This window comes from Azospirillum sp. INR13 (assembly GCF_015390205.1).
GTDB lineage: Bacteria > Pseudomonadota > Alphaproteobacteria > Azospirillales > Azospirillaceae > Azospirillum.
The window spans coordinates 240,940-267,215 of record NZ_VUOI01000003.1 but is presented as its reverse complement, the minus strand read 5'-3'; the positions used below and the strand labels follow the sequence as shown (position 1 = coordinate 267,215).

Annotated in this window: 30 protein-coding genes and 5 pseudogenes; 12 read left to right on the top strand and 23 right to left on the bottom strand. The window is 63.7% G+C overall.

The genetic code is table 11. The annotated features are described in order from the left end of the window. Positions 1-15 precede the first annotated feature (15 nt). The gene (locus tag F1643_RS24405) at positions 16-2,046 is read right to left on the bottom strand and encodes an ATP-binding protein (RefSeq protein WP_194911112.1); all 2,031 of its coding nucleotides are present in this window, start codon (positions 2,044-2,046) and stop codon (positions 16-18) included. A gap of 5 nt (positions 2,047-2,051) precedes the next feature. Further along, positions 2,052-2,738: a LuxR C-terminal-related transcriptional regulator gene (locus tag F1643_RS04490; protein WP_370540464.1), complete on the bottom strand. Its 687-nt coding sequence runs from the start codon at positions 2,736-2,738 to the stop codon at positions 2,052-2,054. A gap of 189 nt (positions 2,739-2,927) precedes the next feature. Between F1643_RS04490 and F1643_RS22230 the strand changes: the two are divergent. Then, positions 2,928-3,491 (top strand): annotated as a pseudogene (locus F1643_RS22230) (FAD-binding oxidoreductase); the annotation flags it as partial. 1,391 nt (positions 3,492-4,882) lie between these two features. Here F1643_RS22230 and F1643_RS22225 read toward each other — a convergent pair. Beyond that, positions 4,883-5,248, bottom strand: coding sequence for an SDR family NAD(P)-dependent oxidoreductase (locus F1643_RS22225; RefSeq protein WP_194911110.1), 366 nt, complete (start codon positions 5,246-5,248; stop codon positions 4,883-4,885). 287 nt (positions 5,249-5,535) lie between these two features. On the opposite strand from F1643_RS22225, the gene F1643_RS04480 reads away from it, so the two are divergent. Beyond that, complete coding sequence (locus F1643_RS04480; protein WP_194911108.1) at positions 5,536-5,910, top strand: hypothetical protein; 375 nt, start codon at positions 5,536-5,538, stop codon at positions 5,908-5,910. A gap of 21 nt (positions 5,911-5,931) precedes the next feature. After that, positions 5,932-6,750: a Crp/Fnr family transcriptional regulator gene (locus tag F1643_RS04475; RefSeq protein ID WP_194911106.1), complete on the top strand. Its 819-nt coding sequence runs from the start codon at positions 5,932-5,934 to the stop codon at positions 6,748-6,750. A gap of 208 nt (positions 6,751-6,958) precedes the next feature. Here F1643_RS04475 and F1643_RS04470 read toward each other — a convergent pair whose 3' ends face one another. Continuing rightward, positions 6,959-7,570 carry a BCAM0308 family protein gene (locus F1643_RS04470; protein WP_206692327.1) on the bottom strand — a complete coding sequence of 204 codons (612 nt, stop codon included), beginning with the start codon at positions 7,568-7,570 and terminating at the stop codon, positions 6,959-6,961. A gap of 55 nt (positions 7,571-7,625) precedes the next feature. On the opposite strand from F1643_RS04470, the gene F1643_RS04465 reads away from it, so the two are divergent. Beyond that, a complete protein-coding gene (locus F1643_RS04465; RefSeq protein ID WP_370540463.1) occupies positions 7,626-8,546 on the top strand; it encodes a universal stress protein in 921 nt (306 codons plus the stop codon). A 218-nt stretch (positions 8,547-8,764) separates the two neighbouring features. Here the strand turns inward: F1643_RS04465 and F1643_RS04460 are convergent, their stop codons facing one another. After that, positions 8,765-9,637, bottom strand: coding sequence for a universal stress protein (locus F1643_RS04460; RefSeq protein WP_194911102.1), 873 nt, complete (start codon positions 9,635-9,637; stop codon positions 8,765-8,767). A gap of 141 nt (positions 9,638-9,778) precedes the next feature. Between F1643_RS04460 and F1643_RS04455 the strand changes: the two genes are divergently transcribed. Continuing rightward, complete coding sequence (locus F1643_RS04455; RefSeq protein ID WP_194911100.1) at positions 9,779-10,126, top strand: c-type cytochrome; 348 nt, start codon at positions 9,779-9,781, stop codon at positions 10,124-10,126. Between the two features lie 156 nt (positions 10,127-10,282). Here the strand turns inward: F1643_RS04455 and F1643_RS04450 are convergent, their stop codons facing one another. Further along, complete coding sequence (locus F1643_RS04450) at positions 10,283-10,606, bottom strand: GYD domain-containing protein (RefSeq protein ID WP_194911098.1); 324 nt, start codon at positions 10,604-10,606, stop codon at positions 10,283-10,285. Positions 10,607-11,002: 396 nt separating this feature from the next. Then, on the bottom strand, positions 11,003-11,404 hold the full coding sequence (locus F1643_RS04445; RefSeq protein ID WP_194911096.1) for a hypothetical protein: 402 nt from the start codon (positions 11,402-11,404) through the stop codon (positions 11,003-11,005). Positions 11,405-11,578: 174 nt separating this feature from the next. On the opposite strand from F1643_RS04445, the gene F1643_RS04440 reads away from it, so the two are divergent. Both F1643_RS04440 and F1643_RS04435 read left to right on the top strand, forming a co-directional pair. Next, positions 11,579-12,436: a trypsin-like peptidase domain-containing protein gene (locus F1643_RS04440; protein WP_194911094.1), complete on the top strand. Its 858-nt coding sequence runs from the start codon at positions 11,579-11,581 to the stop codon at positions 12,434-12,436. 173 nt (positions 12,437-12,609) lie between these two features. Then, a complete protein-coding gene (locus F1643_RS04435) occupies positions 12,610-13,170 on the top strand; it encodes an Hsp20/alpha crystallin family protein (RefSeq protein WP_194911092.1) in 561 nt (186 codons plus the stop codon). 63 nt (positions 13,171-13,233) lie between these two features. On the opposite strand, the gene F1643_RS04430 is transcribed toward F1643_RS04435, so the two are convergent. Next, positions 13,234-13,377, bottom strand: coding sequence for a hypothetical protein (locus tag F1643_RS04430; RefSeq protein ID WP_194911091.1), 144 nt, complete (start codon positions 13,375-13,377; stop codon positions 13,234-13,236). A 95-nt stretch (positions 13,378-13,472) separates the two neighbouring features. On the opposite strand from F1643_RS04430, the gene F1643_RS04425 reads away from it, so the two are divergent. Next, positions 13,473-13,724: a hypothetical protein gene (locus F1643_RS04425; protein ID WP_194911090.1), complete on the top strand. Its 252-nt coding sequence runs from the start codon at positions 13,473-13,475 to the stop codon at positions 13,722-13,724. A 413-nt stretch (positions 13,725-14,137) separates the two neighbouring features. Here F1643_RS04425 and F1643_RS04420 read toward each other — a convergent pair whose 3' ends face one another. Both F1643_RS04420 and F1643_RS04415 read right to left on the bottom strand, forming a co-directional pair. Next, positions 14,138-14,416, bottom strand: a complete 279-nt coding sequence (locus F1643_RS04420) for a hypothetical protein (protein ID WP_255542391.1) — start codon at positions 14,414-14,416, stop codon at positions 14,138-14,140. Positions 14,417-14,464: 48 nt separating this feature from the next. Next, positions 14,465-14,935: a DUF3775 domain-containing protein gene (locus F1643_RS04415; RefSeq protein ID WP_194911089.1), complete on the bottom strand. Its 471-nt coding sequence runs from the start codon at positions 14,933-14,935 to the stop codon at positions 14,465-14,467. Positions 14,936-15,269: 334 nt separating this feature from the next. Here F1643_RS04415 and F1643_RS04410 point away from each other — a divergent pair, with 334 nt between their 5' ends. Then, on the top strand, positions 15,270-15,776 hold the full coding sequence (locus F1643_RS04410) for a hypothetical protein (RefSeq protein ID WP_206692326.1): 507 nt from the start codon (positions 15,270-15,272) through the stop codon (positions 15,774-15,776). A 280-nt stretch (positions 15,777-16,056) separates the two neighbouring features. Here F1643_RS04410 and istB read toward each other — a convergent pair whose 3' ends face one another. The 4 genes and pseudogenes from istB to F1643_RS04390 form a co-directional block, all read right to left on the bottom strand. Continuing rightward, positions 16,057-16,785 carry an IS21-like element helper ATPase IstB gene (gene istB, locus F1643_RS04405; protein ID WP_194911088.1) on the bottom strand — a complete coding sequence of 243 codons (729 nt, stop codon included), beginning with the start codon at positions 16,783-16,785 and terminating at the stop codon, positions 16,057-16,059. Positions 16,786-16,793: 8 nt separating this feature from the next. Continuing rightward, a pseudogene (gene istA / locus F1643_RS04400) lies at positions 16,794-18,284 on the bottom strand (IS21 family transposase); the annotation flags it as partial. Positions 18,285-18,518: 234 nt separating this feature from the next. Next, positions 18,519-18,905 carry a transposase gene (locus F1643_RS04395; protein WP_194911085.1) on the bottom strand — a complete coding sequence of 129 codons (387 nt, stop codon included), beginning with the start codon at positions 18,903-18,905 and terminating at the stop codon, positions 18,519-18,521. Between the two features lie 11 nt (positions 18,906-18,916). Then, positions 18,917-19,270 carry a helix-turn-helix domain-containing protein gene (locus tag F1643_RS04390; protein WP_194911083.1) on the bottom strand — a complete coding sequence of 118 codons (354 nt, stop codon included), beginning with the start codon at positions 19,268-19,270 and terminating at the stop codon, positions 18,917-18,919. 123 nt (positions 19,271-19,393) lie between these two features. On the opposite strand from F1643_RS04390, the pseudogene F1643_RS04385 reads away from it, so the two are divergent. Beyond that, positions 19,394-20,472, top strand: a pseudogene (locus F1643_RS04385) (IS5 family transposase). 422 nt (positions 20,473-20,894) lie between these two features. Next, positions 20,895-21,233 carry a hypothetical protein gene (locus tag F1643_RS04380; RefSeq protein WP_194911082.1) on the top strand — a complete coding sequence of 113 codons (339 nt, stop codon included), beginning with the start codon at positions 20,895-20,897 and terminating at the stop codon, positions 21,231-21,233. Here F1643_RS04380 and F1643_RS24400 read toward each other — a convergent pair. The 9 genes and pseudogenes from F1643_RS24400 to F1643_RS24390 all read right to left on the bottom strand — a co-directional run. Then, positions 21,228-21,470: an NAD(P)-dependent oxidoreductase gene (locus F1643_RS24400; RefSeq protein WP_194911080.1), complete on the bottom strand. Its 243-nt coding sequence runs from the start codon at positions 21,468-21,470 to the stop codon at positions 21,228-21,230. The two genes, F1643_RS04380 and F1643_RS24400, sit on opposite strands and share 6 nt — an antisense overlap. Next, entirely contained in the window at positions 21,431-21,682 is a 252-nt protein-coding gene (locus F1643_RS04370) for an NAD(P)-dependent oxidoreductase (protein WP_255542390.1), read from the bottom strand. The genes F1643_RS24400 and F1643_RS04370 overlap by 40 nt, the downstream gene beginning before the upstream one ends. Beyond that, entirely contained in the window at positions 21,648-22,241 is a 594-nt protein-coding gene (locus F1643_RS04365; protein ID WP_194911075.1) for an NAD(P)-dependent oxidoreductase, read from the bottom strand. The genes F1643_RS04370 and F1643_RS04365 overlap by 35 nt, the downstream gene beginning before the upstream one ends. Before the next feature lie 645 nt (positions 22,242-22,886). Next, a complete protein-coding gene (locus tag F1643_RS21615) occupies positions 22,887-23,423 on the bottom strand; it encodes a tyrosine-type recombinase/integrase (RefSeq protein WP_206692325.1) in 537 nt (178 codons plus the stop codon). Positions 23,424-23,446: 23 nt separating this feature from the next. Then, on the bottom strand, positions 23,447-23,773 hold the full coding sequence (locus tag F1643_RS21610) for a hypothetical protein (protein WP_206692324.1): 327 nt from the start codon (positions 23,771-23,773) through the stop codon (positions 23,447-23,449). Beyond that, on the bottom strand, positions 23,770-24,600 hold the full coding sequence (locus F1643_RS04355; RefSeq protein WP_206692323.1) for a site-specific integrase: 831 nt from the start codon (positions 24,598-24,600) through the stop codon (positions 23,770-23,772). The genes F1643_RS21610 and F1643_RS04355 overlap by 4 nt, the downstream gene beginning before the upstream one ends. A gap of 467 nt (positions 24,601-25,067) precedes the next feature. Continuing rightward, positions 25,068-25,265, bottom strand: coding sequence for an IS66 family insertion sequence element accessory protein TnpB (gene tnpB / locus F1643_RS24395; RefSeq protein ID WP_194911073.1), 198 nt, complete (start codon positions 25,263-25,265; stop codon positions 25,068-25,070). Continuing rightward, a complete protein-coding gene (locus tag F1643_RS22210; protein WP_255542389.1) occupies positions 25,262-25,450 on the bottom strand; it encodes a hypothetical protein in 189 nt (62 codons plus the stop codon). The genes tnpB and F1643_RS22210 overlap by 4 nt, the downstream gene beginning before the upstream one ends. A gap of 71 nt (positions 25,451-25,521) precedes the next feature. Further along, a pseudogene (locus tag F1643_RS24390) lies at positions 25,522-25,653 on the bottom strand (transposase); the annotation flags it as partial. A gap of 98 nt (positions 25,654-25,751) precedes the next feature. On the opposite strand from F1643_RS24390, the pseudogene F1643_RS22205 reads away from it, so the two are divergent. After that, positions 25,752-26,161 (top strand): annotated as a pseudogene (locus F1643_RS22205) (IS6 family transposase); the annotation flags it as partial. Between the last annotated feature and the right edge of the window lie 115 nt (positions 26,162-26,276).

The following is a 26,276-nucleotide window of genomic DNA, read 5'->3' as shown; positions in this document are numbered from 1 at the left end:
CAGCCTCGGGTTTCTCTATTGGATGTCTTGCAAACCAGGGAGGCGGAACGGCAGATCGATGATGACCCGCGTTCCGTCGGGTCCGCTGAGCAGGGTCAGTTCGGCACCCAGCGACGCCGCGCGCGTGCGCATGTTGTTCAGCCCCTTGCCGGGGCGTGCGGCAGCGATCCCGCCCCTAATCCGATCTGGAATCCCACCTGGAATTCCCCTGCCTTCATCCCGCACGACGATGCGAACCGCGAACCGCCCCTCCCTGTCGGGACCGCCCTCCAGATGGCCGGCCGGTGCCGGCGCCATGACGATGGCGACCCGGTGGCAGCCGGAATGGCGCACCGCATTGGTGACGGCCTCCTGCAGGATGCGGAACAGGGTCAGGGCATGTTCCGACCTGAGCCCCTCGATGTCGGGCAGCGGCGCCATCTGCCAGTCGAGTTCAATCCCCTGGGCCTGGAGTTGCGGACCGATGCGGTCATAGAACTGGGCCAGCATCATGCCAAGGTCGTTGCCGACATCGTCGAGCGACGCCACCACCAGCCGCAGATCGTCCAGAGCCTGCCGGGCCGCCGCACCGATGCGGCGGTAGTCGTGCTGCGGCAGCTCGCATTGGGCGACGATCGACACCAGCTGCCCCGCCAAGCCGTCATGCAGATCGCGGGTCAGGCGCAGCCGCTCGCTTTCGAGGGCGGCGGTACGGGTCTGCGCCTGTTCGCGGGCGAAGCTGGCCCGCAATTCGGCCTCCGCCGTCGCCACCTCGCGCCGCAGAACGTCGTTGAAGCGGCTGACCTCGCCCAGCGCCTTGGCGAATCGCCACATCAGCGTCGCGCTGATCACCGTCATCAGCAGCGGCGCCATGTAGCGGGTCATCGACGGCACGCGCAGGTCCAGAACGCCGGTCATCGACAGGATGTCATGGGCGGCCATCAGGATGATGACGATCAAGCCGCCAAGCACGATCTGGGCGGGAGCATGATTCCGCCGGACCGCCGCCGAAATCAGGATCCCGGCCGACCAGCCCAGCATCGCGATCGCCCAGGGGATGACGGCGACCAGCCAAAGCAGGGCGAACCATGGCTGCAGCCGCGGCGGGTCGAGGGCGGTGATCAGGAACGCAATGGCGATCACCGCCGGAACCACCAGCAGCAGCCGGATCGGAACGGCCAGTTCACGCCCGACCAGACGGCACATCACGAAGGGCAGCAGCGCTCCCTGCCACTGGCCGGCGAAATTCACGACGCGGAACAGCCATTCCAGCCCGCTCGGTCCGGTGCTGAACATCGGCAGGCCCTGAAGCACGCCCAGCCCGAGAATCAGGCTCATCACCAAATGGATCGGCTCGTCCCGGTGACCTATCCACACGATCAGCAGGGACAGGCACAAGGCCGCCTGCCACGCGACCAGCAGGCGCGGCAGCGTGACCATCATCCACTCACGCTCACTGTAAGCCGCACGCAGCAGACGGTCCGGGCCGACCAGCACCGTTTCGAGAAATCCGCCGGACTGGCTCCAGGCGTCCATGCGGATGTCGATCCGGTTCTCTCCATTTATCAGCAACTGGGTGGGGACCCGCTGGATCAGCGGCATCGCCTGATTGACGACCATGTCCGACTGGGTGGTCTGGCTGTCGGCCAGCAGCGCTCCGTTCACCCACAGCGTAATGCGCCCGGACAGGATCGGCACATAGACGGACCAGTGCCCGTCCTCATTCGGAGCGTAGCGGAAGGTCAGTCGGAACAGGCCGGAGCAGCCGACCGGATCGGGAACCGCCTTGCAACGGTAAGGAAGCGGGACGGTGGCGACGCCGGGCGGCATCGCTTCGGGCGGCGGACTGTCCACGGAGTGGTCGCCGGCCACCGCGGTGAAGCGCGCCTCCACGATTGGCAGAGCGCCATCGGGTGTGGGCGGCGTCGCCATCACCAATCCGAGGCCGAGAAGGACAGCCAGTCCGTAATAGAGAAGCAGCAGCGGACCGCGGCCTTTCAGCCATGCCCGCAGGCGCATCGGCAAATGCGGACCGGAGGCCGGCAATCCGGCGATGTGTTGGCTCACTGGAGTCAGTCCGACAGCTTGATGATTCTCCGCTCCACTGCAGTGTAGACCGCTTCGCTTCGGGAGTTAACCTCAAGCTTACGGTAGATGTTCTTGATATGGCTGGGAACCGTCTGCCGGCTGATTCCCAGGCGCGCTGCGATGTCGTTGTAGGTGAAGCCTTTGGCGATGCCCCACAGGATGTCCATTTCACGCGGGGTCAGAGGGGGCGGCGCTTCCTCCGTCTTGGCGGGCGGGCCTGCTTGGGTCTGGCGGATGATGTGGCGGGCGATGGACGCGGAGATCGGAGACCGGCCGTTGGTCAGGTCATGCACCGCCGCGATCAGGTCGATCGGCCGCGCATCCTTCAGGATGTAGCCGGAGGCGCCGGCCCGCACCGCCTGCATCACCGACAGCTCGTCCCCCAGGACGGAGATGACCATGATCTCCGTCTCGGGCAGGCTTTGCCGCACCTCCCGGATCAGGTCGCTGCCGTGACCGTCGGGCAGCTTCAGATCGGTCACCAGCACGCTCGGGCGGCAGCGCTCCAATGCGGTGCGCGCCTCCATCAGCGTTCCGACGGACGCCTGCAGGGCAATCCCGTCGCCCGCGGCCAGCGATGCGGCCAGGAAGTCCCGGGTCGGGGCATCGTCCTCCACCAGGATCACCGAGATGACGTGGTCGGCTCTGGCGGCTGACCCTGCCTGATCCACTGTGACGCCCCCTGCAGACTGCCGGTTCGATGGTTCGAATCAAACGTCATCATACCGGGCAACGGCGGGAAGTCACATACCATGAATGCGGGATGCCGCCGCCGGTACACGATCTGCGACGATGCACCGGCTGACATGCACCAGCCGCCATGAACCCGCCGCCATGAACCCGACAACGGGACTGCCGCAATGCCCTTGCCGACCACCTCCCCTGCCGCCTCCCCTTCCGGCATCGATCTGCCCGCCGGCGCGCTGGAGGAGTGGCGCCGCATCGTCGGGCCGGAGCATGTCCGGACCGGGGAAGCCGACCGGCTGGACTGGGGCCGCCGCACCTTCGCACCGGATGTGCGGGTATCGGCCGTCGTCAGTCCGGGCGATGCCGACCAGACCGCCGCCTGCCTGTCGACCGCCACCCGTTACCGCCTGCCGGTCCATCCGGTCAGCCGCGGCGCCAACTGGGGAATGGGATCGCGGGCGCCGACGCGGGACGGGGCCGTTGTCCTCGATCTCCGCCGGCTGGACCGCATCTCCGGCTTCGACGGGCGGCGCGGGCTGGTGCGGGTCGAGGCCGGGGTCACCTTTCAGGCCCTGGCGGACTTCCTGGCGGAAAGGACCGACCGCTTCTTCGTGCCGGTCATCGGCGGCCCGGCACAGGCCAGCGCGCTCGCCAACGCTCTCGACCGCGGCGACGGCAGCATGGGCGAGCGCTGGACTTCGCTCTGCGAATTGGACGTCGCCCTTCCGGACGGACGGCGGCTGCGGACCGGCTGCGGGCCGCTCGGAGCGGACAGGACGGTCGGGCTCGACCCGGCGCCGGCCGGCCCGCTGATCGACGGGCTGTTCAGCCAGTCGAACCTGGGGGTGGTGACCGGCGCCGTCATCCGGCTGGAAGCCATGCCCGGCGATCTCGCCATCCTGTCGGTGGACATCGGAGGCCTCGATGCCCTGCCCGCCTTCATGGAGGTTTGGCGCGACTGCCAGTGTGAGCAATCCCTGCCCGACCGATCGCTGACCCTGTGGAACGGCATCAAGTGGCTGGCGCTGGACGAGGTGCGCGCGGCGATACCGGCCGACCGGCTCGCATCGGCGGCATTGGACGAGTGGCATGCCTCCGCCGTGATCCGGGCGGAGGCGCCGGAGATACTGGAGGCCCGCGCCGCCCGTCTGTCCCGACGTTTCGCTGCGGTGTCCCGGACGGTGGAAGTTGACATCGCGAGGCGCGAAGGCACCTGGATCGAGGGATTCGAGGATTGGCTGGGGGTGCCGGATGGGCGCAACCTGCGCACGGTCTACTGGCGCAAAGAGCGGCATCCCGATCTCACGACCGCCGATCCCGACCGCGACGGCTGCGGGTTGATCTGGCTCTGCCTCGCCTTTCCCTTCGAATGCCAAGCCTTGATCAGTTATCTGACCTGGGCGCGCGGTCGGCTGGAAGAGGCCGGGATCGACCTGAATGTCGGGATCGAGTCCAACGGCTTCCGCTGCCTGCTGTGCTATTTCACGCTGGGGTTCGACCGTTCTGCGCCGGGGGCGGACGAGGCGGCTCTCGCCGCCTATCGGGATCTGATCGGAACGGCATTGGAACGGGGCTTCGTCCTTATCGGCTGGCAAACGGCCTGCCGGTGCCTGAGACGATGCGCCAGACACCCGCGGCCGCATTGCTGGCGGAACTGCGTGCGGTGGGCGATCCGGCCGGCGTCCTGTCGCCCGGTCGCAACGGTATCGGTCGGTTGCCGTGATGGGCGTTGTTGCAGCGAACCGGGTGATGTGAGGTTGCCGGGGGCGGATCGCCCACGACAAGTTCGTCGGCATGAGCACGACGCCCGACGCCGTCACATCCCGAAGATGAAGCTCCAGGTGACGAACTGGGCGGGCTATGAGGCCGGTCTGCGGCATCGTGGCAGCCTGACATCCCTCCACGCGCCACAGCGGTGCCCGGCCCGACCGCCGCGACCGAGCCGTCGCAGCGGGACCGCCACATCCAGAGCATCGGGAATGGGGCCAGACGTATCGCCACATCGGCGAGGATCAATTCCGGGAGGAGCACGGCGACCAGCACGAAGCCATCGCGGACACCGTCGTGCGCCGAGATGCGGAGCAAGCGCGCGAGGCGACGAGCGGTCATCTGCCGACCATGCAAGCCGTCAGGTGATCGTCAGCCCGCCATCGATCGCGAAGATCGCCCCGGTGGTCCAGGCGGCCTCCGACGAAGCGAGAAGGACGGCGATGCCGCCGAGGTCGCTGGCTTGGCCGATCCGGCCCAAGGGGTAAAGCCGCTTGACCAACTCTTCCATGGCGCACTGGGTGTCCTTCGGCATCGCGGCGATGGTGCGGCGGCGCAGATCCGTGTCCACCGTACCCGGCGCGATGGCGTTGACGCGGATGCCGCGCGGCGCCAGTTCGTAAGCCATGGCCTTGGACAGGGAATAGAGGCTGGACGGTCGCCCCGGCAGCATCTTTCCTGCGAAGCACGAGAAGATGTTGATGACCGAGCCCCTCGCGGCGGGCATCAGCGGCGTAATTCGCCGATCTCTGCTTCGTCATGATGACTCCATCTTCTCAGGAATTGGAGCCTCCGGGAATCCCGGCGCGGTTCAATGTCCTTCCGGCAACATCTCCGGACCCGGAGTTTCATCCCCATTTATTTGGAGTGGCCTATTGGTCCATTGGTATATGTGCACATGAAATTGATCCAGATCAGATCGCTATCCACTATGATGGGACAAATCTAAGCGCTGAACGAGCCTCCCGAAATCGAAATTGCCGCTAGGCTCACCTCAGCTCCGCGGAGATGACCATGTCGTCATCGCATGGCTTTTCAAGAAATGAAGCGCTGTACGCAGAACTCCTCAGTTCAACTATTGACGCACTCGCCAGTGGGACGCACAGCGACCATACTCTGCTGCTGCTGCACAAGCGCTATCGGGAAGCAGAAAGCGGCGAAGCGGTTCAAAGGAAATGGTTGTTGCGATCGCTCATCAGCACTCCTGCACGAACCCCTCTCGGTGTCGCTGTAAAGCTCTCGGTCGCCTGTCGTCTCGGCGGATATCTTGATGCAGCCCAGGAGGCGTCCGATGGACCGGTCGGCAGCCACATCATCGTTTCAGCCCTGATCGACTCCCTCGCACAGGCTCAACTGCTCCCCACGAATCGGAGTGATCCAAGGCATTGAGATTTGTGAGAAAGGCTCCCCATGCGGCCAGAATGCCAATCCTGCCCGGTTCGACGCGACGGCTTGTGCGCCAGCGCTTCCGATGCGCAACTCATTGCGCTGGGCAACATCAAACACCCGCTTTGGCATGTGCAGGCGGGAGGCTGCGTCTTCGCCGAAGGGGATGCGAGCGACATGGTGTTCATCATCCGCCGCGGTTGGGCGGTCGCTTCCGCCTTTCATGAGAATGGGCGTCGCCAAGTGCTCCGCTTTGCCATGCCGGGGAGCATGGTCGGATTCGAGACGACCGCCGATGACTGCATGCCCTGCACGATGGAAGCGGTGACGGACCTCACAGTTTGTCCAATCCCGCGCCCGTCGCTGATGCGCTTCTGCCAGTTCGCACCAGAACTGGCTTTGCGGATGGCATCGCTTCTTGCGGCTGAAACCATCGTGGACTGGCGCCTGTTGGGGGGGCTTGGCACCTGCAACGCAACCGAGCGGATCGCCCGACTTCTCCTTGCGCTGTGTCAGCGCCAAAGTCATGCCTTCGACACCTGTGAGGAAGAATTCGCACTTCCCATCACCCAGACATTGATCGCCGATGCCACCGGCCTCACACCGGTGCATGTGTGCCGGACCTTGAAGGAGATGCGCGCGGCCGGGTTGCTGAGTTTCCTGAAGGGGCGTCTGCGCGTTATGGATTGGTCGCGGTTGGCAAAACTCGCGGAGTTGACCGAAACTTGGGCTCCCGATCCACCTTTTCTGCTTCCGCGCCCTCCTCCGGCACATGAGGCATGTAGCGAAGGGACTTGGCGCAAAATGACAGACTGGGGTACAAGGTCAGCCCACAACAGGTAGACGTAACCCTGTTGGACTGTCATCTGCCCGGCCCCTGCTCCGTTTATCGCCGATGGAGCCGGCCACCCGTCATCGCCATGCCGACGACCCGATACACCTCTTCGTCGACCAGTCGAACCGATAAGGATCGGCAGCGATGACTGGCGTTTGCAGTGCCCGATCAGGACGTTCAGTCGGCCTGCCAATTTGCCCTCAAAAAGCACTCGCCCTAATCGTAATGCCATGTGACCACACCCTGGTGATGATTCCGAAGAGCTTCGGCGATGCGCCGCGGCAAATGCAGATCGGTGGTGGTTACCGTCATCCCATCAGCGGTGTTGCTGATGTCCATGATCCTGTTCAGCGGATGCTCGGCCTTCTCAAGCGTCTCCTGACGACGGACCTGCGCCAGGATTTCCGTCCGATGAGCCTGCACGAAGTCGCCGCTCATCGTCAGGATGCCGGCCGGGATGCCATCGTGAATGCGCTGACAGGCTTGGCATACCATTTCGGACGCCTCTGCCGGCCTTGCGCCCCACCGCCAGCGCCCATCCTCGTAGATCGCGTGGCAACGCGGACAGACGCTCGGATCGGCGGGCTTGAGTGCCGACTTGTAGGGATCATGTTCATGCTCCTGCATCAGCCGGTCGCGGCGCTCGGGTTGCGGGCGGTGATCGCGGACGGGACCATTGTCCTGATGCCGTTGTTTCATGACGCGTTCCTCCACGATGGGCGAATAGCCGGTATACTCACCCACTATGCTCGCATGTCGATCGCCCACCGCCTTAACCTGGATAAACCCGGCTGCGATCGGCCGAGTTGCGCTGACGATCAGCCGCATGAGTCAGCGAGGTTAATCTGGATCAAGGTCGGATGCCGGCCTTCGCGCAACTGTCATGGAACCTCCCCTCCGCACCAGGAGACGGTTCATGATCAAGCATATTCTGGTTCCGCTCGATGGCGCCGCTACGGATGAGCGGGCGCTGAACGCCGCCTTTACCATCGCCAAGCTGTTCAATGGGCATGTGGATGCCGTACATATGCGGTCCGACCCGCGGATTTCGCAACCGCTGGTTGCCGAAGGCTTCTCATCCGACATGCTGGAGCGCCTGATCCGCGAGGCAGAGCAGGCCGATCAGGAGCGGGCGTCGCAAGCCCGGCGCAGCTTCAACTCGGCCATCGCCGCCGCCGGCGTTCACAGCGTCGGTTATCCGGATCCGGATATCGCCGTTACGTCCGGTTCGATCACCGCGACATGGCGGGAGGTGATGGGGCTGTCAGAGGATATTCTCCTCCAGCGGGGACGATGTGCCGACCTGATCCTGTTCGCCCAGTCCTTCGACGCTTCCCCCAACGTCATGCGGCTGGAGACGGCTTTGTTCGAAACCGGCCAGCCGATCCTGCTGGCGGCACCGGGCATGGACGCCGAAGCGCTGTCGTCGGTTGCGATCGCCTGGAACGGCAGCCGACAGGCGGCCAGGGCGATTGCCGCGGCCATGCCGCTCCTGTGGCGTGCGCGAACCGCCACACTGCTGACGATCGCCGGCAGCAATGACGTCACCGGGCCCACGGCACCGATGGTCACGCGCCTTTCCGACCATCTCGCGTGGCATGGCATCTCGGCCGCGGTCGACGTGCTTCACGAGGACGGCCGCCCGACCGGGAAATTGCTGGCAGACCGGGCGAAGGAAATCGGTGCAGGCCTGCTGGTCATGGGTGGGTATGGACACAGCCGGTTCCGGGAAATGGCTCTCGGCGGCGCAACCCGCTACGTGCTGGAAACCGCACTCGGCTGTTCGGTCCTGATGGCGCACTGATGCTGTCACCCTGGTCGTTCGGCATGGGAATTCGATCGCAATCTCCGGCTGCTCGACCCGGTCGATGAACTCTCATATCTTGCTCTTGAATGCGATCGTCCGGCGCGCGGGCTGGATCGGCGACCGCATCCTGAAAAGCTACATGCTGCGCAGCGGCGACCGTCATTGCATTGAGAAACGCTGATCATGCCCGATGGGGCGGTCGCGCTGCCTTAAGGTCAGTGCACCAGGAATACCGGCATGGTGGTAAGGTCCACCACATGGGATGTCGTGCTTCCCAGCGTCCATTCCCGCAGGCGGTTACGGCCATGCCCGCCGATGACGAGGAGGTCGGCTTCGAACTGCGACGCCATGCCGAGCAAAACGCTCCCGGTTTCACGCAGACTTTTCGGCAAATGCTCCACCTGGGCATCCACCTCGTGTACCAGAAGGTATTCCTTCAAGCGTTCAGCATCTCTTTGCAGCTCTTCATCCAGTCCGGCTGTTCCAATGAAGACATTTTGCGCTCGCCGCAGCAGGGGAAGCGCCGCGGCAACCGCTCTGGTTGCTTGTGGGGTTCCGTTCCAGGCGATCATGATTCTGGAAGCTGAGAGCGGCGCAGGGAGCGATGGCATCAAGATCACCGGACGTGCGGATGCGAACAATGCCGCGTCGAACATCGATCTCCAGACGCTGTCCGTTACATCGCCGGTTTCGGGTTTGGCGAACACGATGAGGTCGGCAAAGCGCGCGGCAATACCGGTCATTCTGTCGGCCGGTCCCTCCACTTCCCGCCACAGAACCTGCGGGCATGGGCGGGATGCTGCATCGTCATCCGCGGAACTGCCGGCTTGGCCGCAAATCCGTTGCATCCGCTCGTGTGCCGCTTCGCAGTCCTTTCCAATCTTCGCCTGCACCTCGCGGAGGGCGTCTTCCAGCATTGTTCCGGCAAAGCCCTTGCCAAGCACCAGGATCAGTGCTTCCGGAGCGGGACGCGCATAGAGCACCTCGACCTGCGAACCGAAGATGCGCCCGACGTGAATGGCGGCGTCGAGGGCCGCCGCCATGCCGAAAGCCGCATTGGACAGAGGAACAAGGATCTTGCGGTACATGGTCCATCCCTCCGAGGGCCGGGAGCCGAGCGTTCCCGAACGCAAGATCCGATGTCGCGGACGACCCGGCATTAATCCCGGTTAAGGCCTGCGGGGCGCATTCCCGCCATCTTGAAGGTCAAACCGACGATGGAGGGTTCCATGGGGTCTATCCTGACGGGGGGGCGGTTCTTCGCTCACGGCGTCGTCGCAATCGGGATCATTATGATGTGCTCGCCGGGCTTTGCACAATCGCGCACCGGAAAGTCCGAAGAACCGATCGGCCAATCGTCCTTTCTGGCCAACTGCGCCGTGTGTCATGGTGTCGGCGGGCAAGGCGACGGCCCCTATGCCGGCTATCTCACCAGGAAGCCGGCGACGCTGACCACGATCCGGGAACGCAACCACGGCATCTTCCCGCTCGAATACCTGTACAAGGTTATCGACGGTCGCGAAATGATCTCGGCACACGGAACGCGCGACATGCCGGTTTGGGACAGGTTTTCATGACGGAGTCGGTTCAGGACTTCTGGCCCTGGGGATCGGAGCAGGTGGTACGTGGGAAGATACTGGAGCTGGTCTATTTCATTCAGACGATACAGGAAAAATAGCCGCCATTGTCCGGGCCGGTGCGGATCGCCGAATCGGCCCGGACCTGGAATTCGCTCAAGACTCCTCATCCCGCCAGCGGATGAATCGCTCTGATGTTGTCCTTGTTGCGATTTCAGTTCGGCCCGCCCCCCAGATTTCGGTGTGGGCATGGCCGGTTCCACGGACGGTTGCCGCCACCCGCATCGCCGCGTCGATGTCCGGAGCGGAAAAGATGTCGAGGAAATCATAAGGTCCAAGCACCGCGAAGCTGCCTCGCCACTCGATATCGGGACAGGCCTGGCCAATCCTCTCGCCAAGCTGCTTTTGAAACGCCTCCGTCGACAGCGGTGGCCCCTTTTGACTTTGGATGAGCCGCGTCAACATGATGAATGTGGCCATGTTTGCTCCTCCCAGTCGCCGTTGCGGTCGGACCGTCCAACCGCAATACAGAACGAAAATCAGGAAATCCGGTGACGCGATTCCTGCGCCTCGGGCGCGGGGATCGTGTTGCCTGCGCGATCGAGCAGGCGGATGACGTCCGTATCATCGAGTTGGTGAAAGTCGCGGTAGCAGGGTCCGATCGCCTGAAACTCGACGGGATCTTGCGATCTCTGCCGCCACCGCGATACCACCCCGTGGCAGCGCCAGAAAGACCGGATCCTGGTCCCGCAGAGGCAGAAGCCTGTCGACCAGCCGCCTGCCGGCATCGGCCCGGTCCTTGAACAGGGCCGGACGGATATCCGTTCCTCTAATTTCCAGCCGATGAACCATCTTCCCTCCCGGCATCTCCGGGCTTCAGCTGTGTGTTTCCTCGCCCTTGCGGTCCCGACGCGCCCCTGCGTCCCCGGCGCGCCGTTCATTCACTTGGAAAGACCGCTCGACGGTTGCGGACGCCTGATCGGACCAACGCTTCATGCGGTCTGCCATCCAGTCGTTCCACAGCGAGGATCGTTCCGCTGCATCCTCGATCGTTCCCATCCGCTCCACGGTGGACAGTGCCGATCGGATATCGTCCTGCCGGTGCTCAAACCAGTTCCGGCTCAGGTTCTCGAAGCCACCAAACAGGTTGGACTGCATTCGCAGGATCGCTTCCGTCCGTTGCAGAAAGGTGTTTTGGACGAGGTTGCCGGAGGTCCAGACCGAAAACTCGTTCACCAATCGGGGGGCTGCATATGTGCGTGATGCTTGGCTCTTCATCGATAGTCCTCCTCATTCAACCAAATTCTCCCGCCGCCTCACCGGGTTTTCCGAGAGGTATACAAGGGAGGAACTTCGTCTCCACTTAATCCAAGTTAATGAGGATATGGCGCATTGGGACGGGTATACTTCCTTTGAAAGGCTCAGCCGCCCGGACGCGGGGACGCGGCAGGATTGCGGCGTCACCTGACTGGAGCAGAGCGCATGCTTCGACAAACCGGAATCAGGATTGTCAATCTGGTCCGACACTCGGCAATCGCTCTGGCGATGGTCATGAGCATCAGCGCCTGCGCGCTCGATAGGGTCGGGAACCCGAAGGATGACACGGCCACGGCAGCCATGCCCACATTGGCCCCCATGCTGGAACGGGTTCTACCGGGCGTGGTCAGCATTGCAGTAAGCGGCCAGTTGTCGGCAGAGGAGATGCGGTTGCTCCGCGATCCCGAATTCCGCCGCATGTTCGGCCTGCCCAAACGCGTGCAACCGGAGGAGCGCCGCTTTCTCGTGCAAGGCTCCGGCATCGTCATCGATGCGGCCAACGGCACCATCGTCACCACCCATCATCTCGTCGATGGAGCCCAGGACATAACCGTCACGCTGGCAGACGCGCGGCAGCTGTCCGGCCGCATGGTCGGTTCCGACGCGGTCAGCGACATCGCGGTGATACAGGTGGAGGCACGCGATCTCGTCGCGGTGCCGCTGGGAGATTCCGATGCCCTGCGCGTTGGCGACTATGTGGTGGCGATCGGAAATCCGTTCGGCCTCGCCCAGACCGCGACGCTGGGGATCGTCAGCGGCATCGGGGCGAGGAACCCTGCCGAACCCGAGGGTCCCTTCATCCAGACCGACGCCGCGATCAATCCAGGCAACTCGGGTGGAGCCCTGGTGAATTTCAGGGGAGAGTTGGTCGGGATCAACGACAGTCTGATTGGGTCAGCCGTCAGCAACAGCGGCATCGGCTTCGCCATTCCGGTCAGCCGGGCAAAGCAGTCCGTCGACCACCTCCTCGGCCATGGCCCATCCCGGCCCTGAGAAAGCAGGTATTCCCTCGCCTGCCTACTTTTGTTTCCACCAATTGCAGTCAGTTTCAGCATCTCATGCGGCGTTCCCCCGGTGAAGCGCCTCCCAGGTTAATCCAGATAAAGTCGGTCGGTTCCGCCGGATGCTAAAGCCATGGGGTCACCAGGGTAATCCAGGAGGATGCCATGACCATGACCGATACAAACGCCAGCGAAAAGCCGAAGCAGGAACTCGCGGGCACCGGTTTGGCCGCAAAGCAAGTCGCTGAACACAATCGCCACCCGCTGTTCGCCTTGCGCGACGAGTTCGACCGCCTGTTCGACGAGGCGTCGTCCATGCTGCGCTTTCCGTGGAGCCGACGTCCCATGTTCAGTTTGGAGCCGTTGCTGCGCAGTGAAGCCGATCTGGAGGCAATCGTCCCGCCGGCCGAGGTGGACGAGCGCGAGACCGAGTACCGGGTCACGCTGGAAATTCCCGGTATGGACGAGAAGGACGCCGAGGTCAGCCTCCAGGACGACGTCCTGACGATCAAGGCCGAGAAGAAGGAGGAGAAGGAAGAGAAGGGCAAGAACCGCCACTTCTCCGAACGCCGCTATGGCATGTGCGCGCGGTCCTTCCGGCTGCCGGCCAATGTGAATGCGGACGGCATTACAGCCACCGTCAAGAACGGCGTGCTCACCATCGTGCTGCCGAAGACAGAGCCGAGCAAGCCCAGCAAGCGCAACATCGAGATCGCCAAGCTTTAGGCGGCCGCGACCATTGGAAGACCGGCATCGCCGACGGACGATCGCGCCGCCGGCGATGCCATGTCATGCCCCCTTCTTCATCGGGTTGGACCGTCCGAACCGACGGTAATGCAGGCGCTTGATCCCTTCCGCCAGAAACAGATAGGCAATGACGGCCACTGCCAGGAACGCAAAATAGGCGGGCGGCAATGGCACGAAGCCGAACAACGGTCCGAGCGGACTCGGCGGCAGGGCTGCCCCGGAACCAGGACGGGCTTGACGACAACCGCACCTGGAGCTGCGGCCGGGAGGGCGACGACGGCGTGCCGGAGGCGGTGGTGCGGCTTCGGCGCCGGCAGGCGAAGAACCTGTTCTGCCTGCCGATTCTGGCGAACGGCACACCGATGTTCGTGGCCGGCGACGAGTTTCTGAACACGCAGCGCGGCAACAACGATCCATTAGACACGGCGCGCGACAGCCCCGATGACGTTGTTTGCCTGGACGACGCGGAACCGGTAACCGAGCCGCCCTGCAGGGTGGAGGCGCGATCCGTGGTCGTGCTCGTTCGGTGCTGAAGCGCGCGCCGAAATCCCGCCCCCTATCCCCAACGCCCAAGCCGACTGCGCATTGGCCTTAACCTTGATAAAGGCCCCAAACGGGTTCCTTCGGGATACTGCCCGCATGGACGAGACCCGAGCCCTGGGAGGTCAGCCATGGCACCGATACCGCACCTCAGCTACATCGTTTCCCGAAACGAAAATCACTGGACCGTCGGCTTCGCACCGGGAGATGATTGCGGAAAATACCCGTCGCGGCGAGCGGCCCTGGAATCCGCGCTGTATGATGCGGTGCGGGTTCGAGAGTTGGGATACGATGTCGATGTCTGGGTCCGCCGGAAAGACGGGTCGCTGCGGCTGGTCCGGGCTGGGAACACTCCCGGCGAGTCTCCTTCCGCACCGACCTGACTCTCCTGACGGGGACCGCGCCGTCAGGGCTTGACGGTCCGGGCGGCCTCATGCTCTTGCAGGAAATGACAAAGCGCAAGCTTGAGCACCGCGGTCCGTTCATGCCGACCGTGCGCCTTCGCCTCGGCAATGTCATCTTCGATCATGCGGCGTATCTCCCCCTGCCCAGCCTCGGTCGCGACCAGATAACCGCCAAGTTCGGCGGCGACGATCTCCGGCAAATGCTCGTGCGTGGCGATCGCGTCGATCTCTTCCGTCGTCAGCCCGCTCATGCCGACGCAGTCTTCGAAGGTGATCATCATGGCTGGTCTCCCCTTTTTCCGCATTCTTGAAGGTCGTCGGCCCCGCCGTCACAGGCGACCGATTTCGAATTCCTCGCAGGAATAGCCGAGCTGGGCGGCCCCTTCCTCCAGACAGTCTCCCAGGTTGGGAATACCGATCAGATACTCGGCCGACCGGGCCGTATGGCGCTCCTGGGCCAGCGCCTGAGCGTCCGCCCATTCATTTGCCGAGAAGTCGCCGCGCCCGAGCCAGACAAGGGCGATGACATCGATCACCTCGTCGTCGTCCAGTCCGTCGATGGCGTCCTTCAGTTCCGCCCGGGTGGGATCGTCCGCATAATCCTCCAGCACCGCCCGCATGCCGTCGTCACTGGGATTGGAGCCGTCGTCGAGATCGGACGGCGCCACCTTGGCGTCGAATTCGCGAGCTTTGACGATCAGGTAGCACAGCTTCTGCAATCCGATGTTCAATTCTGGCACCTGTTCGGAGGAGGGCGGTTCGGGGGAAGGGGTCGGCACAGGTGGAGCAGCTTTGGCCATGGCGGTCCGGTCTCCTTTGGCGGACTCCCGAAACGGTATCCGTGCGACCGCAGCGGGAGAATGCCGCCATTGAGCCATGACTTCCCGAGGGTGACCTTAACCTGAATAAAGGACGGGACGCCGACTGACCCGCAGTCTCACCGTGATGAAGGCGTGCGGACGGCTTCGACCGCAGCGGGAGGCGTCATGGACGACAGGAAGGACAGCGACCGCGGCACCGACCTGCTGCTGTGGCTTTCCTTGGCCCTGTCGATCGGGGTCGGGCTGTTCCTGCACTTGGGCGCTCCCCGGCGTTCGGCAGGCCGAGGCCGCCATCGAACGGGTCATCGCCGGATTGGAGAAGAAGTCGCGCATTCTCATCCTGCATGAACGCTCCATCGTCGCGCATCACGAAATGGGGCATGCTTTGGTCGCCATGGCGATTCCCGGCAGCGATCCCATCCAGAAGGGGTCGATCATCCCGCGCGGCATCGGGGCGGTCTGCTACGATACCGAACCGGGCCATCTCCCAGGCCAACCGCAGGGCGCCTTCTGGCAACCCCGGCATTGCCGGGAGGCGTCGGCGAGCCGCATCGATGCGGCGGTCCGCGCTTTGGTCGAAACCGCCGCATCACGGGCATCGGATATCCTGCGCAGAAACCATGCCGTGCTGGAGCAAGGGGCAAAACGCCTGCTGGAACGCGAAACCCTGACTGCGGACGAACTGCCGCTGCCGGAGTCTGCCGGCGCGGAAGGACATCCTGAAGCATCTGAATCAAGTCCCGCAGCCATACCGGTCGAGTCGAAGGTTGCTGCGAAAGCCCGGTCCTTAACCGACGTTAAGGCCCAACTCGTCGCATGATGCTGGGATGGCGGGACGCGTCACCCTTTGGTACCAGCCAACCCTGGCCAATCGGTTCGGGTCACGCGGTCGAAGGGAAGGAGAAGAGCCATGCTGTCAATCGGCTTGAGATAGGGACCCTGGATCGGCACGGAAAAGGGACCCCGTGATCTGGCGAGGACTTGTCGTCCAGGTAGTCCATGGAGGGGACCCGCGCGTGCCGCGCAGTGCCCTCATCTGCGACGGAGCGGCACGCGTGGGGAGGCGCTGTGGACCCACCTGGGCGACATCGGGGGGGAAGTCAGGCGCGGTTCTTGAAGCGCCAGCTTTCGTTGCCGGTCTCGAGGATCTCGCAGTGGTGGGTGAGGCGATCGAGCAAGGCGGTGGTCATCTTGGCGTCGCCGAAGACCGACGGCCATTCCCCGAACGCCAGGTTGGTGGTGACGATCACGGAACTGCGCTCGTAAAGCCTGCTGATCAGGTGGAACAGCAGCTGGCCGCCGGATTGGGCGAACGGGAGGTAGCCGAGTTCGTCGAGAACGATGAAATCCATGCGTGCGAGGTGGTCGGCCAAACGGCCCTGCCGGCCAGCCCGGGTTTCGGCTTCCAGGCGGTTGACGAGGTCGACCACGTTGAAGAAGCGCCCCCGGGAGCCGGCCCGGATGCAGGCCCGGGCGATCGCTACGGCGAGATGGGTCTTGCCGGTCCCGGTGCCGCCGACCAGGACGACGTTACGCTGCTGGGCGAGAAAAGCGCCGCCGGCGAGATCGCGCACCAGGGTTTCGTTGACCGGCGTGTCGTCGAAGACGAAATCGTCGATGTCCCTGGCGAGCGGCAGCTTGGCGATGGTGATCTGGTACTTGATCGAGCGCGCCTGTTTTTCGGAGATTTCGGCGGCAAGCAGGTCGCCGACCACCCGTTGCGGCTCGTGCTGGCGCTTGACGGCGGTGGCGATGAGTTCGTCGTAGGCGGCCTTCATGCCGTAGAGCTTGAGTTCGCTCATGGTGGCCAGGATCTCGGAACGCTCCATCACAGGGGTCTCCTCAGGCTGTCGTAGCGGGCGCAATCGGCGGCCGGCTCGTGCCGGAGCCGCAGTGCGTCGGAGGTCATGATCGTGATCGGCGCCGCCGGTTCCCGGCGCCGGGCCAGGATGTTGAGAATGACGGCAGCGGAATGGACGCCCTCGCGCAAGGCCTCGGCGCAGGCCGCCTCGACGGCCGGCAGCCCGTCGCTCAGCACGGCGCCGAGAATGTCCACCATCTGCCGGTCGCCGTCCTCGACGGCGGCGAGCTTGCGCCGAACGCGCTCCAGACCGGCCGGCAGGACCCAATCCTTGAACGGTGCCCCATTGCGCAAGGCCCCCGGTTTGCGCGCCAGGACCGGAACATAGTGCCAGGGATCGAACACCGTTCTGTCGCGCCCGAAGCACCGGGCGTGTTCACCGACAATTCGTCCATCCTGGCGCAGTTCGATCCGCTCGGCATAGGCGCGGATTTCCACCGGACGCCCCACCGCGCCGGCCGCGACCGAATACTTGTTGTTGTCGAAGCGCACCAGACAGGTCTTGGAAACCGAGGCTGGCACGGCATGGAAGCCGTCGAACCGCCCGGCATAGGGAACAAGGCTCGGCCGTTCTGCCTCGAACATCTCCCAGACCGTCCGCTCCCGTATTTCGGGATGGCGATGCGCCTTGGCGTGGGCGACGCAGCGGTCCAGGAGCAAGCCGTTGAGTTCGTCGTAGCTCTTCACCCGCAGCCGGGGAGTGAAGAAGCGCTCGCGGACCAAGCCGACCTGGTTCTCGACCTGTCCCTTTTCCCAGCCCGACGCCGGGGTGCAGGCGACCGGATCGACCAGATAGTGGCTGCACATCTGCAGGAAGCGCCGGTTGTAGACACGCTCCTTGCCGGCGAAGATCGTGTCGACCGCCGTCTTCATGTTGTCGTAGATGCCCCGCGTACAGGCTCCCTTGAAGAAGGCAAAGGCCCTGTCGTGGGCGTCGAACACCATCTCCTGGCTTTCGCGCGGGTAGGCCCGCACGAACAGCATCCGGCTGTGGCACAGGCGGACATGGGCCACCTTCACCGTGACCGTCGTTCCGTTGATCAGGACGACCTCATGGCTCCAATCGAACTGGTAGGCCTCGCCTGGCGCAAAGCTCAACGGCACGTAGGCTTGGGCGACGGAGGGCCCCTGCTCCTGCCGCCAAACCCGGGCATAGCGACGGACAGCGTCGTAGCCGCCTTCATAGCCGCGGGACCGTAACGTTTCGAACAGCCGGACCAGCGTCAGGCGCTCCCGTGATGCTTTCCCCTCGTTGGCCAGCAACAGAGCATCCAGTTCTTCACGCCAGGGGCCGATCTTCGGCAAAGGCTGGTTCGTGCGCGTGTAGCGGAACTCCGTGGCCTCCGAACGGATCACCTTCCGCACGACCTTCCGGGACAGCCCGAACTCCCGGCAGATTACCTTGATCGGCTTCTGCTGCACGAAGTAGGCACGACGGATCTTCGCGATCGTTTCCACAATCAGCATCCCTCGACAGGCCTCCATGTCCTCCATGGCGGCCAGTGTGGACCCAAAGCTTCGGGGGTCCCGTTTGGATGCCGATCACCCCCTATACGGGGTCCTTATTCCATGCCGATTCACAGGCCAGGACTGCAAGCCAGCCAACCAGCACGCGGTGCAGCCCGACCATGCCTGTCAGGCGACGTGAGAAACTGGTCCTTCCGCGTTTTCGGTGCAACAGCGTGACTGGAGCGCTGCCGTTCAAGCAGCCTCCAGGACGTGGTGACGCAGCAGGTCGAACTTGGCGCGGCCGCACATGGTTCGCTTGATCGTCTTCAATCGGCTGATTTGCCCCTCCACCGGCCCGGTGCTCCACGGCAGCGACAGCGCCGTGCGGATCGCCGCGAGATCACGCGCGAGCCCATCGGCGAACCCAGCCAGGGCGGTTTCCCTCGCCGCGGCCAGCCATTCATCCAACCGGCCCGCCTGCTGACGGCGCACCATGGTGCTGAACGCGCGGGCCAACTCGATGACCCTGGTGAGTCCCTCGGAACGGATGAGCAGGGCATCGACGAACCGTTGCTCGGCGGCCTCAATCGTCTCCGGATCGGCCACCACCAGCCACGCCGCCCGGCGTTTCGAGGGCAACTTCCATGGCCTCATCGTGCCAGCCGCGCCGGCTTTGGGCGGGTTTGCGTCCCGAAGGCGCTCGACCCAGCGCTGCAAGGTGCGGAGTTGCCCGCGAAACCCACGCTCCTGGATCTCTTGCACAGCCGGACGGCGTTGTGGCAGCCCTCGCCCCAGCGTTGCCGCAGGTACGTGGCGTGGCGATCGACCGCGCTGCCGCGATCCCGTTGAGACCAGACCGGAAGCTCACCCGCCCGCACCCATGTGCGAACCGTCTTGCGATTAATGCCGAGCGTCCGGGCGATCCGCTTCATCGGCCAGCCTTGGCCGTGCAACGCCATCACCTCGTCAAACCGGACCTGTCGAACACCGTGGCGATCCGTCATCGGCAGCTCGGCCGCCGGTGCCGAGAGCGATGGCGGCATTAGCAGGATGCGGAAAAAAGGCTGTGCTGCGGCGGGCTCTCGTGATTCTCTCTGCTGGCACAGGGTGCGGTCGGAGAGGGGATGATGCGCGGATCGGACGAACGCAGCGAGGGTCTTTTCAGCTACGTGAGCTGTGAGGCGCGGGTTCCGGCCAATCACCCGCTGCGGCCGATCCGGGCCATCGTGGATGAAGCGCTGGAGGTGATGTCGCCCGCCTTCGAAGGCCTGTACTCGAAGATCGGGCGGCCGTCGATCCCGCCGGAGAAGCTGCTGCGGGCTCTGCTGCTCCAGGCCTTCTACTCGGTGCGCTCGGAACGCCAGCTGATGGAACAGCTCGATTACAACCTGCTGTTCCGCTGGTTCGTCGGCCTGTCGATGGACGCCCCGGTTATGGGACGTTACGGTGTTCACCAAGAACCGTGGAGCGTCTGCTGGCCGGGGATGTGGCGGCCACGTTCCTGGCCACCGTGCTGGGTCAGCCGAAGGTCAAGGCGCTGCTGTCGGACGAGCACTTCTCGGTGGACGGCACGCTGATCGAAGCCTGGGCCAGCGTGAAGAGCTTTCGGCCCAAGGACGGCAGCGGCGAGCCGCCGGGGCCGGGGCGCAACGGCGACCGCGACTTTCATGGCGAGAAGCGGTCCAACGAGACCCATGCCTCGACCAGCGATCCCGAGGCGCGGTTGTACCGCAAGGGCAACGGGCAGCCGGCGAAGCTGGCCTTCATGGGCCATGCGTTGATGGAGAACCGTCACGCCCTGGTGGTGAATGTCCGGCTCACCGCGGCCACCGGTCTGGCTGAACGCGAAGCGGCGGTGTCCATGATTGAGGCCATCCCCGGCCGCCACCGCATCACAGTCGGCGCCGACAAGGCTTACGACACCAAGGATTTCGTGGCGAACATGCGCAGCTTGGGCGCCGCTGCGCATGTTGCGCAGAACACGAGCAACCGCCGCTCGGCGATCGACGGCCGGACCACCCGCCCACCCCGGCTACGCCGTCAGCCTGAGAGTCCGCAAACGGATCGAGGAGGTGTTCGGCTGATCAAGGGAGCCGGCTTGCGCAAGACGCGTCATCGCGGCACGGCCCGCGTCGGTTGGATGTTCACCCTGACCGCTACCGCCTACAACCTGATCCGATTGCCCAAGCTGCTGGCGGCGGCATAATCACGCCCGGAATCCGCCTGAATGGCGGTTCCGGGAGCCGCAGAGCGCGAAAAGGCGCTCTATTCTGATGAAAACGGGCGTCAGAACTCCCATTCTCAAGCCGCAGCGGGGGAAAAAGGCCCGAATATGTTCGTTTTTCCGCGCCCTGCTAGCTTGCCGTGATGCGCGCGCCGCCAGTATCTCCTCGACCATCCGAAGGCTCAGAGGGTAGCGATGGTACAGCCACACTGCGGTCATGATGACCTCGGCGGGGTAGCGGTAGCCGGAAAAAGCAGGGATAGGAACGCGTCGTCATGCTCCTACCGTACCCAGCCCGACCGCCCCCGGCAATCCCGCCGCCGCCAACTTGACGGTGCCCACGGAATAATGTCCGCCTCGAGGATCGGTTCAAGCTCCTGGTCCGGGACCACCTGTCGGAAACGATGGCGCAATTTCCCTATCTCTACCAGCCGCAACTGCCGCCCCACCATGCCGGAGGCTTGGACCCGATCTTCTGGTCCTTCGGCTTCCTCACGGCAACCTGGCTGGCACCGCGCGCCTGGAAGAGCATGACCAACCCGGACAAGCCTGAGCACACCACGTTCCAGGCCTTGCACCCTCTTCTGATCGGCACAACGCCTATCATCGAGGCCGACTACCAGCCCTGGCCAAGGCAACCCCCGACCTTCGCGAACACTTCAAGGCCCGCCGCAACAGCTCCATGCGGTGATCCCGGGGAACCGGTGAAGGGTGCGCTCACACCGCTTACGTCGCAACTATAGCTGTGCGCTGTGCTGTTTTCTCAGCCACGTTTCGATCACAGACGGATTGACAACGTATTCAGGCACCCGCCACTCTGCCACCGCTAGAAGGTTCTCGCAGAATGCCTCCGGCAGGCGCATCTGAGACTCTACCGTATGTCCTACCATGTGTGGGGTAAGGATGGCGTTTGGAAGGTCGCGCAGCGGACTATTCTCTTTCAGCGGCTCTGGGTCGAACACATCGAGGGCGATGCGCATAGCAGGTCGCTCTGCGCGAGCGCGGCGAGTGTATCGTCGGGGACGATGCCGCCCCGCGTGATGTTGACAAACACCACGTCCGGTTTCATCCGGCGCAACGCGTCAAGATCCAGCATTCCTCGTGATTCAGGATTGAGCGAAGCCGCCATGATAACGACATCGCTTGTCGCGAGCACCTCATCGAGGCTCTGCGCGGCGACATATGCGGGCATCGGTCGCGTCGTGCGCACCGAGGCGACGAGCCTCACACCCCATGCAGACAGCCCGTTCCGCGATAGCCTGTCCAATTTTCCCAAAGCCTATCAGGCCAACTTTCTTTCCCATGAGCATCCGCGCACGGACCTGCGAGGGACGCGGCAGGTTTTCGCGAAGGTAGCGCTCAGTGCCATGAAGGTCATAGAGCGAAGCCAGCGTGAAGAGAACTGCGGCCTCGGCCATGCTGACGGAGTTTTCCGTAATTTGGCCATTTGCCACGAGTATGCCGTTTGCTGTCGCGGCCGAAACATCGAACCCTTCGACCCCTGTGAACGGGGAAACCAATGCGCGCAAACGCGGCATCTTGGCAAACAACTCCCGGTCGGCTGTAAAGCTTGAGCACGCGCCAAGGATTTCCAAACACTGCAGCGCGTCAACTGCGGCAAGCAGATCCTTTCGCGTTAAGAACCGCGCCACACTATGGCCGCGCCGTTGCAACTCGTCATGGGCTAGATTGAAGAATCGATCAAAGGAGGACGATCCCACTAAAGCAACAACCACGATTTTAACCTCCACATGAGTTACCTGGACAATCCTAGTTGGCGGGTCCTACCATTCAAGACCGATCGTACGTTGTAGTCGTAGACTGCAACCAGATCTGGCTAAATTGCATATCTTCGTTTAGTGTGTATGAATACAGAAATCCATTGGACCTAACGGCCGATCACCCCGTTGTCCATGAAACCTATTTCGCTACGTCGCCAAGCCACTTATCAGCGGCAACCTCAATGTGATCCACCACCGTTCCGAAAAAGAACTGTCAACGAGCCATATTTTGTCGACACCGCCTTGATTGTCCCGCGGGACAAGCTCGATTTGCCTGCCGCCGTTTCCGGCGACTGGCTTTTCTGCCCTGCTAACCTTTGCAATCGGCACGAGAAGATGACAATCCCAAAAAATCCAGCTTCTAAGCCAATTCATTTAATCTAGTACCGGCGACCTCGCGCCTCACCTTCGGGCCATGATTGGCTGGAGAACCCAAAGCATCTGCTGACCTATAGAAACGGATAGCTCGGCTCCTGATCAAAAGACTTAATCTACCACAACTGCACCGGCTATCGATACCTGTCCTGGTGGCTTATCCCGAGTGTCCGGTGGCACAACGAGGCTCTCGCCTTCATCGCCGACGAGGCCACCTTCTGGATCGGCACCTAATAGGAATTATAACCTACAACGCGCAAAGTCGAGGATCACTTTCGTGTAGTGACCCGTATAGCGGGAATGGCCGAGGTACGTCGCCAACAGCGGCAAGCATGCCTGAACGTCAGCCCGGTCCCGATGCCAGGCGGCAAGCCGGGTGACGGCGAAGCGATGGCGCAGATCATGAGGCCTGACGCCATCGAGGCCAGCAAGCTTGCAGGCGGCCCCGAAGGCCGAGGAGAGCCCCGCCGACGACAACCGACTGCCGCGGGACGTCAGAAAGAATGCACAATCCTTTGGCACTGGGAATACGGTATCGCGATGCCGGACGTATCGGCGTAAGGCGGCCAACGTCGTCGTGTGGATCGGAACCAGACGATCTTTCCGGAACTTGGTCTTGCGGATGTGCAGAACGCCTTCGCCGAGATCGACATCGGCCCGGTCGAGGCGGCGTGCTTCACCGGAACGCAAGCCGGTACTGGCCAGCAATCCGACGAAGACCGTCAACATCGCGCTTCGCTCGGGGTATCCTGGTGAAACGTGGCGGCACGCCGACATGAGCGAGCCGAGTTCCTCGTCGGTCAGGATGCGTGGCGGCGGGATGGCGCGGGACCTGGGAAAGGTGCGGGGATCGAGCGCTTCGGTGCGCCCGTCGTAGATTGCCAGATAATCGCAAAAGCGACGGACAACCCCGTGACGAATGGCTCGACCGTCGCTGTTCCATCCCAGGAAAGGACGAAACCAACCGCCATATCCTGCGTGAGCGGGCCGTCGAGGTCTTCATCCGCGCCGTATCGGGCCAATGCCCGCAAGATCGCGGACGACTTCCTGAACGCGTACCCGAGCGAGCGGCTCAGCGCGATGTAACTCTCCACCCTGTCGGCCAGGAATGTCGCAAAGCTGCTCATGACGCGCCCCCCGGAAATGGAAGCGCGACATCGGCGAGTTGCGGCAGCGCAACCTTTACATAGATGGCGGTGGTGTCCATGCTCCGATGGCCGAGCAGGTCCGCGACTTCATTGATGGGACGTCGTTGGCTGACCAGTTCCGTCGCCAGGCTATGGCGCACCAGATGAGCGCCGGCCCCGCGGGGAAGCTTGTTTCCTCCGATCTCCAGTCGCGATCGCACGATCTTCGAGACGGGGGTGCTGGCCCTGAATGGCCCAACGGGCGGCACAGTGCAGAGGAAAACCCGCCGGCTGTCGATCCCGGGCCTGGCATGGAGAATGTAATCGGCAAGCGCGTCGCCCGTCTCCTGCACGAGCGGCACAACCCGCTCGCGCCTCGCCTTGCCTTGTCGCACGAGGATCTCGGCCGCGCGCCACCGGGTATCCTCGAGTTCGAGCGATCGCAGTTCCTTGTTGCGAATGCCGGTGGTCGCCAGCAGGAGCAGAATCGCGCGGTCGCGTCGGCCCTTGGCCGTCGTCTGGTCGATGGCATCGATTGCCCGCCTGACGTCTTCCCACGGGAGCCGTGGCGGCAGATGGGCCAGCCGCCAACACGGCGTTCGTGGAACAAACCGCGCAAGGTCCTGATCATTGATATCCGACCAGCGCAGAAATCGAAGGAATGATCGAGCATGCGAGGTGGCTGCGGATCGCGTCGCATCCTTGGTCGACATCGACAGGAGGTGTTCGATGACGGCAAGCACATGCTCGCCGGTCATTGCGGCAAGGGGGTGTCCCGGATGTCGGTCACCGAACCATGCGAGAATGCGACGCGCGTTCACCAGCATCCCTCGCGAGTCTTGGACTGCAAGCCTCGTATTTGGCGCAAGTGGTCCAGATAGGCCGCCAGCAATGGGCTGTTGGGGTCCACCACCGACGGGCATGGGATCGAAAAACGCTCGGGCGCGGACCCGGCGGGCGTGCCCAATCACCGTTCGCGCGCCGATGCGGGAGCTTGCCGTCGGCAAACTGTTCAGGAACCGATCGATGACAGTCCGGTCGATCGATGCCGTTCGAGGCATGGCGAGCCGCAAAATCGCTGAAGCGGCCGAGGCGACCGAGATAGAGCTTGGCTGCGTCATGCTTGTAGCCGATCTCCGCGAAATGCGCGGCAATTCGGTCCATGTCGCCACCCAGTGCTCCACTCCGAAGTCGCCGGAGCACTCTTGGATACTTGAAGTACTGCTCCAACATGGAACTCCCCCTTTCACAAGAGGGCCAGGGACACCCTGGCCCCGAGGGGAGCTATGAAATATTATGTGGCGGCGAAACTCACCGACGCCGCGGAATTGCTGCATCGCGACGGCGCCGCCACATTTCTTCGCCCGACACATAAATAGGGGTCGCGGCCAAGCCCCTCCTGGACCTTCAGCGCCAGCGAGTTCATCCCGCAGCGCATGTCGGTGACCCCGCCGGCCAGCCAGACCCGCACGCCTGAAGGCACCGGGATCATGCCGACCGTCCCGACAGCGCGGCGATCACCGTGCCGACCAGGGCCGGATCGACCGGGCCGGTGATGCGCAAGCGCGCCGCCGCGAACTCGACCTTGATGAGACCGGCTGGTGGGGCCGCTGGCGCCGCCGTCGGCTCCGCCACCTCCTCCGGTGCCGGAGCGTCGGTGGCGACCGTGATCGGCATGAAGGCGGGCAGCCGGAGCTGCTGACCGAAGAACTGGCGGCGCCAGCGGTACAGCAGGCTGACTCCACGCCCAAGCGCCGGGCGACTTCGGTCGCCTTGACGCCCGGCTGGAACGCCTCTTCGACCAGCCGCAGCTTCTTCTCGTCGCTGAACTGCCGCCGCCGCTCCAGGCCCGTGATCACCTCGACACGTTGGATAGTCATAGGGACTGCTATAGGGACAGGCCCCATGATTCAGCTTCCCCGCTCGGTCACAAGGCGGCCCTCGGCGGAGGGGTACTCTGCGCATGACGACCGGCTCCTGGCGGGTCGATGAGACGTACGTCAAGGTGAAGGGTCGGTGGATGTACTTGTACCGCGCCGTCGATGCACGTGGGCAGGCCATCGATTTCCTGCTCAGCGCCAAGCGCGACGCCGCAGCCGCCCGGCGCTTCTTCCGCAAGGCGCTGAAGCAAGCGCACACCGTGAACCCGCGCACTCTCACTGTGGACAAGAACGCTGCTTACCCGAGTGCGACCAAGACGATGAAGAAGGCCGGCGAGCTGTGGTGCTTCGCCAAGCTGCGCCAAGTGAATACCTGAATAATATCGTTGAACAGGACCACCGGCGGATGAAACGGCTGGTGCGGCTGGTGCTCGGGTTCAAAAGCTTCCACACCGCACGCCGGACGATCGCCGGCTACGAGGTCCTGGCCATGGTGCGCAAAGGGCAGGTCGCCGCCATTCCCGCCAACGACATGCCGGCCCAAGCGACCTTCATTGTCGGCCTGTTCGGGATCGCCACCTGACAGTGTTGATGCCCCGGTTCTCCGCGACCAACTTCAGACT

Coding starts and splice junctions, on each gene's coding strand:
- F1643_RS21615 (WP_206692325.1), bottom strand. CDS start 23,423: ATGTCGGCGTGCCGCCACGTTTCACCAGGATACCCCGAGCGAAGCGCG.
- F1643_RS22225 (WP_194911110.1), bottom strand. CDS start 5,248: ATGCCCGCCGCGAGGGGCTCGGTCATCAACATCTTCTCGTGCTTCGCA.
- F1643_RS04390 (WP_194911083.1), bottom strand. CDS start 19,270: ATGACGGATCGCCACGGTGTTCGACAGGTCCGGTTTGACGAGGTGATG.
- istB (WP_194911088.1), bottom strand. CDS start 16,785: ATGGAGCGTTCCGAGATCCTGGCCACCATGAGCGAACTCAAGCTCTAC.
- F1643_RS24400 (WP_194911080.1), bottom strand. CDS start 21,470: ATGCGCATCGCCCTCGATGTGTTCGACCCAGAGCCGCTGAAAGAGAAT.
- F1643_RS04380 (WP_194911082.1), top strand. CDS start 20,895: ATGGCGCAATTTCCCTATCTCTACCAGCCGCAACTGCCGCCCCACCAT.
- F1643_RS04470 (WP_206692327.1), bottom strand. CDS start 7,570: ATGCGGCTGATCGTCAGCGCAACTCGGCCGATCGCAGCCGGGTTTATC.
- F1643_RS04455 (WP_194911100.1), top strand. CDS start 9,779: ATGGGGTCTATCCTGACGGGGGGGCGGTTCTTCGCTCACGGCGTCGTC.
- F1643_RS04450 (WP_194911098.1), bottom strand. CDS start 10,606: ATGGCCACATTCATCATGTTGACGCGGCTCATCCAAAGTCAAAAGGGG.
- F1643_RS22210 (WP_255542389.1), bottom strand. CDS start 25,450: ATGCCGATCACGGTCGCCACCGACGCTCCGGCACCGGAGGAGGTGGCG.
- F1643_RS04370 (WP_255542390.1), bottom strand. CDS start 21,682: ATGCCCGCATATGTCGCCGCGCAGAGCCTCGATGAGGTGCTCGCGACA.
- F1643_RS04420 (WP_255542391.1), bottom strand. CDS start 14,416: ATGATGATCACCTTCGAAGACTGCGTCGGCATGAGCGGGCTGACGACG.
- F1643_RS04460 (WP_194911102.1), bottom strand. CDS start 9,637: ATGTACCGCAAGATCCTTGTTCCTCTGTCCAATGCGGCTTTCGGCATG.
- F1643_RS04435 (WP_194911092.1), top strand. CDS start 12,610: ATGACCATGACCGATACAAACGCCAGCGAAAAGCCGAAGCAGGAACTC.
- F1643_RS04465 (WP_370540463.1), top strand. CDS start 7,626: ATGGAACCTCCCCTCCGCACCAGGAGACGGTTCATGATCAAGCATATT.
- F1643_RS04415 (WP_194911089.1), bottom strand. CDS start 14,935: ATGGCCAAAGCTGCTCCACCTGTGCCGACCCCTTCCCCCGAACCGCCC.
- F1643_RS04480 (WP_194911108.1), top strand. CDS start 5,536: ATGTCGTCATCGCATGGCTTTTCAAGAAATGAAGCGCTGTACGCAGAA.
- F1643_RS21610 (WP_206692324.1), bottom strand. CDS start 23,773: ATGAGCAGCTTTGCGACATTCCTGGCCGACAGGGTGGAGAGTTACATC.
- F1643_RS04475 (WP_194911106.1), top strand. CDS start 5,932: ATGCGGCCAGAATGCCAATCCTGCCCGGTTCGACGCGACGGCTTGTGC.
- F1643_RS04445 (WP_194911096.1), bottom strand. CDS start 11,404: ATGAAGAGCCAAGCATCACGCACATATGCAGCCCCCCGATTGGTGAAC.
- F1643_RS04355 (WP_206692323.1), bottom strand. CDS start 24,600: ATGCTGGTGAACGCGCGTCGCATTCTCGCATGGTTCGGTGACCGACAT.
- tnpB (WP_194911073.1), bottom strand. CDS start 25,265: ATGATCCCGGTGCCTTCAGGCGTGCGGGTCTGGCTGGCCGGCGGGGTC.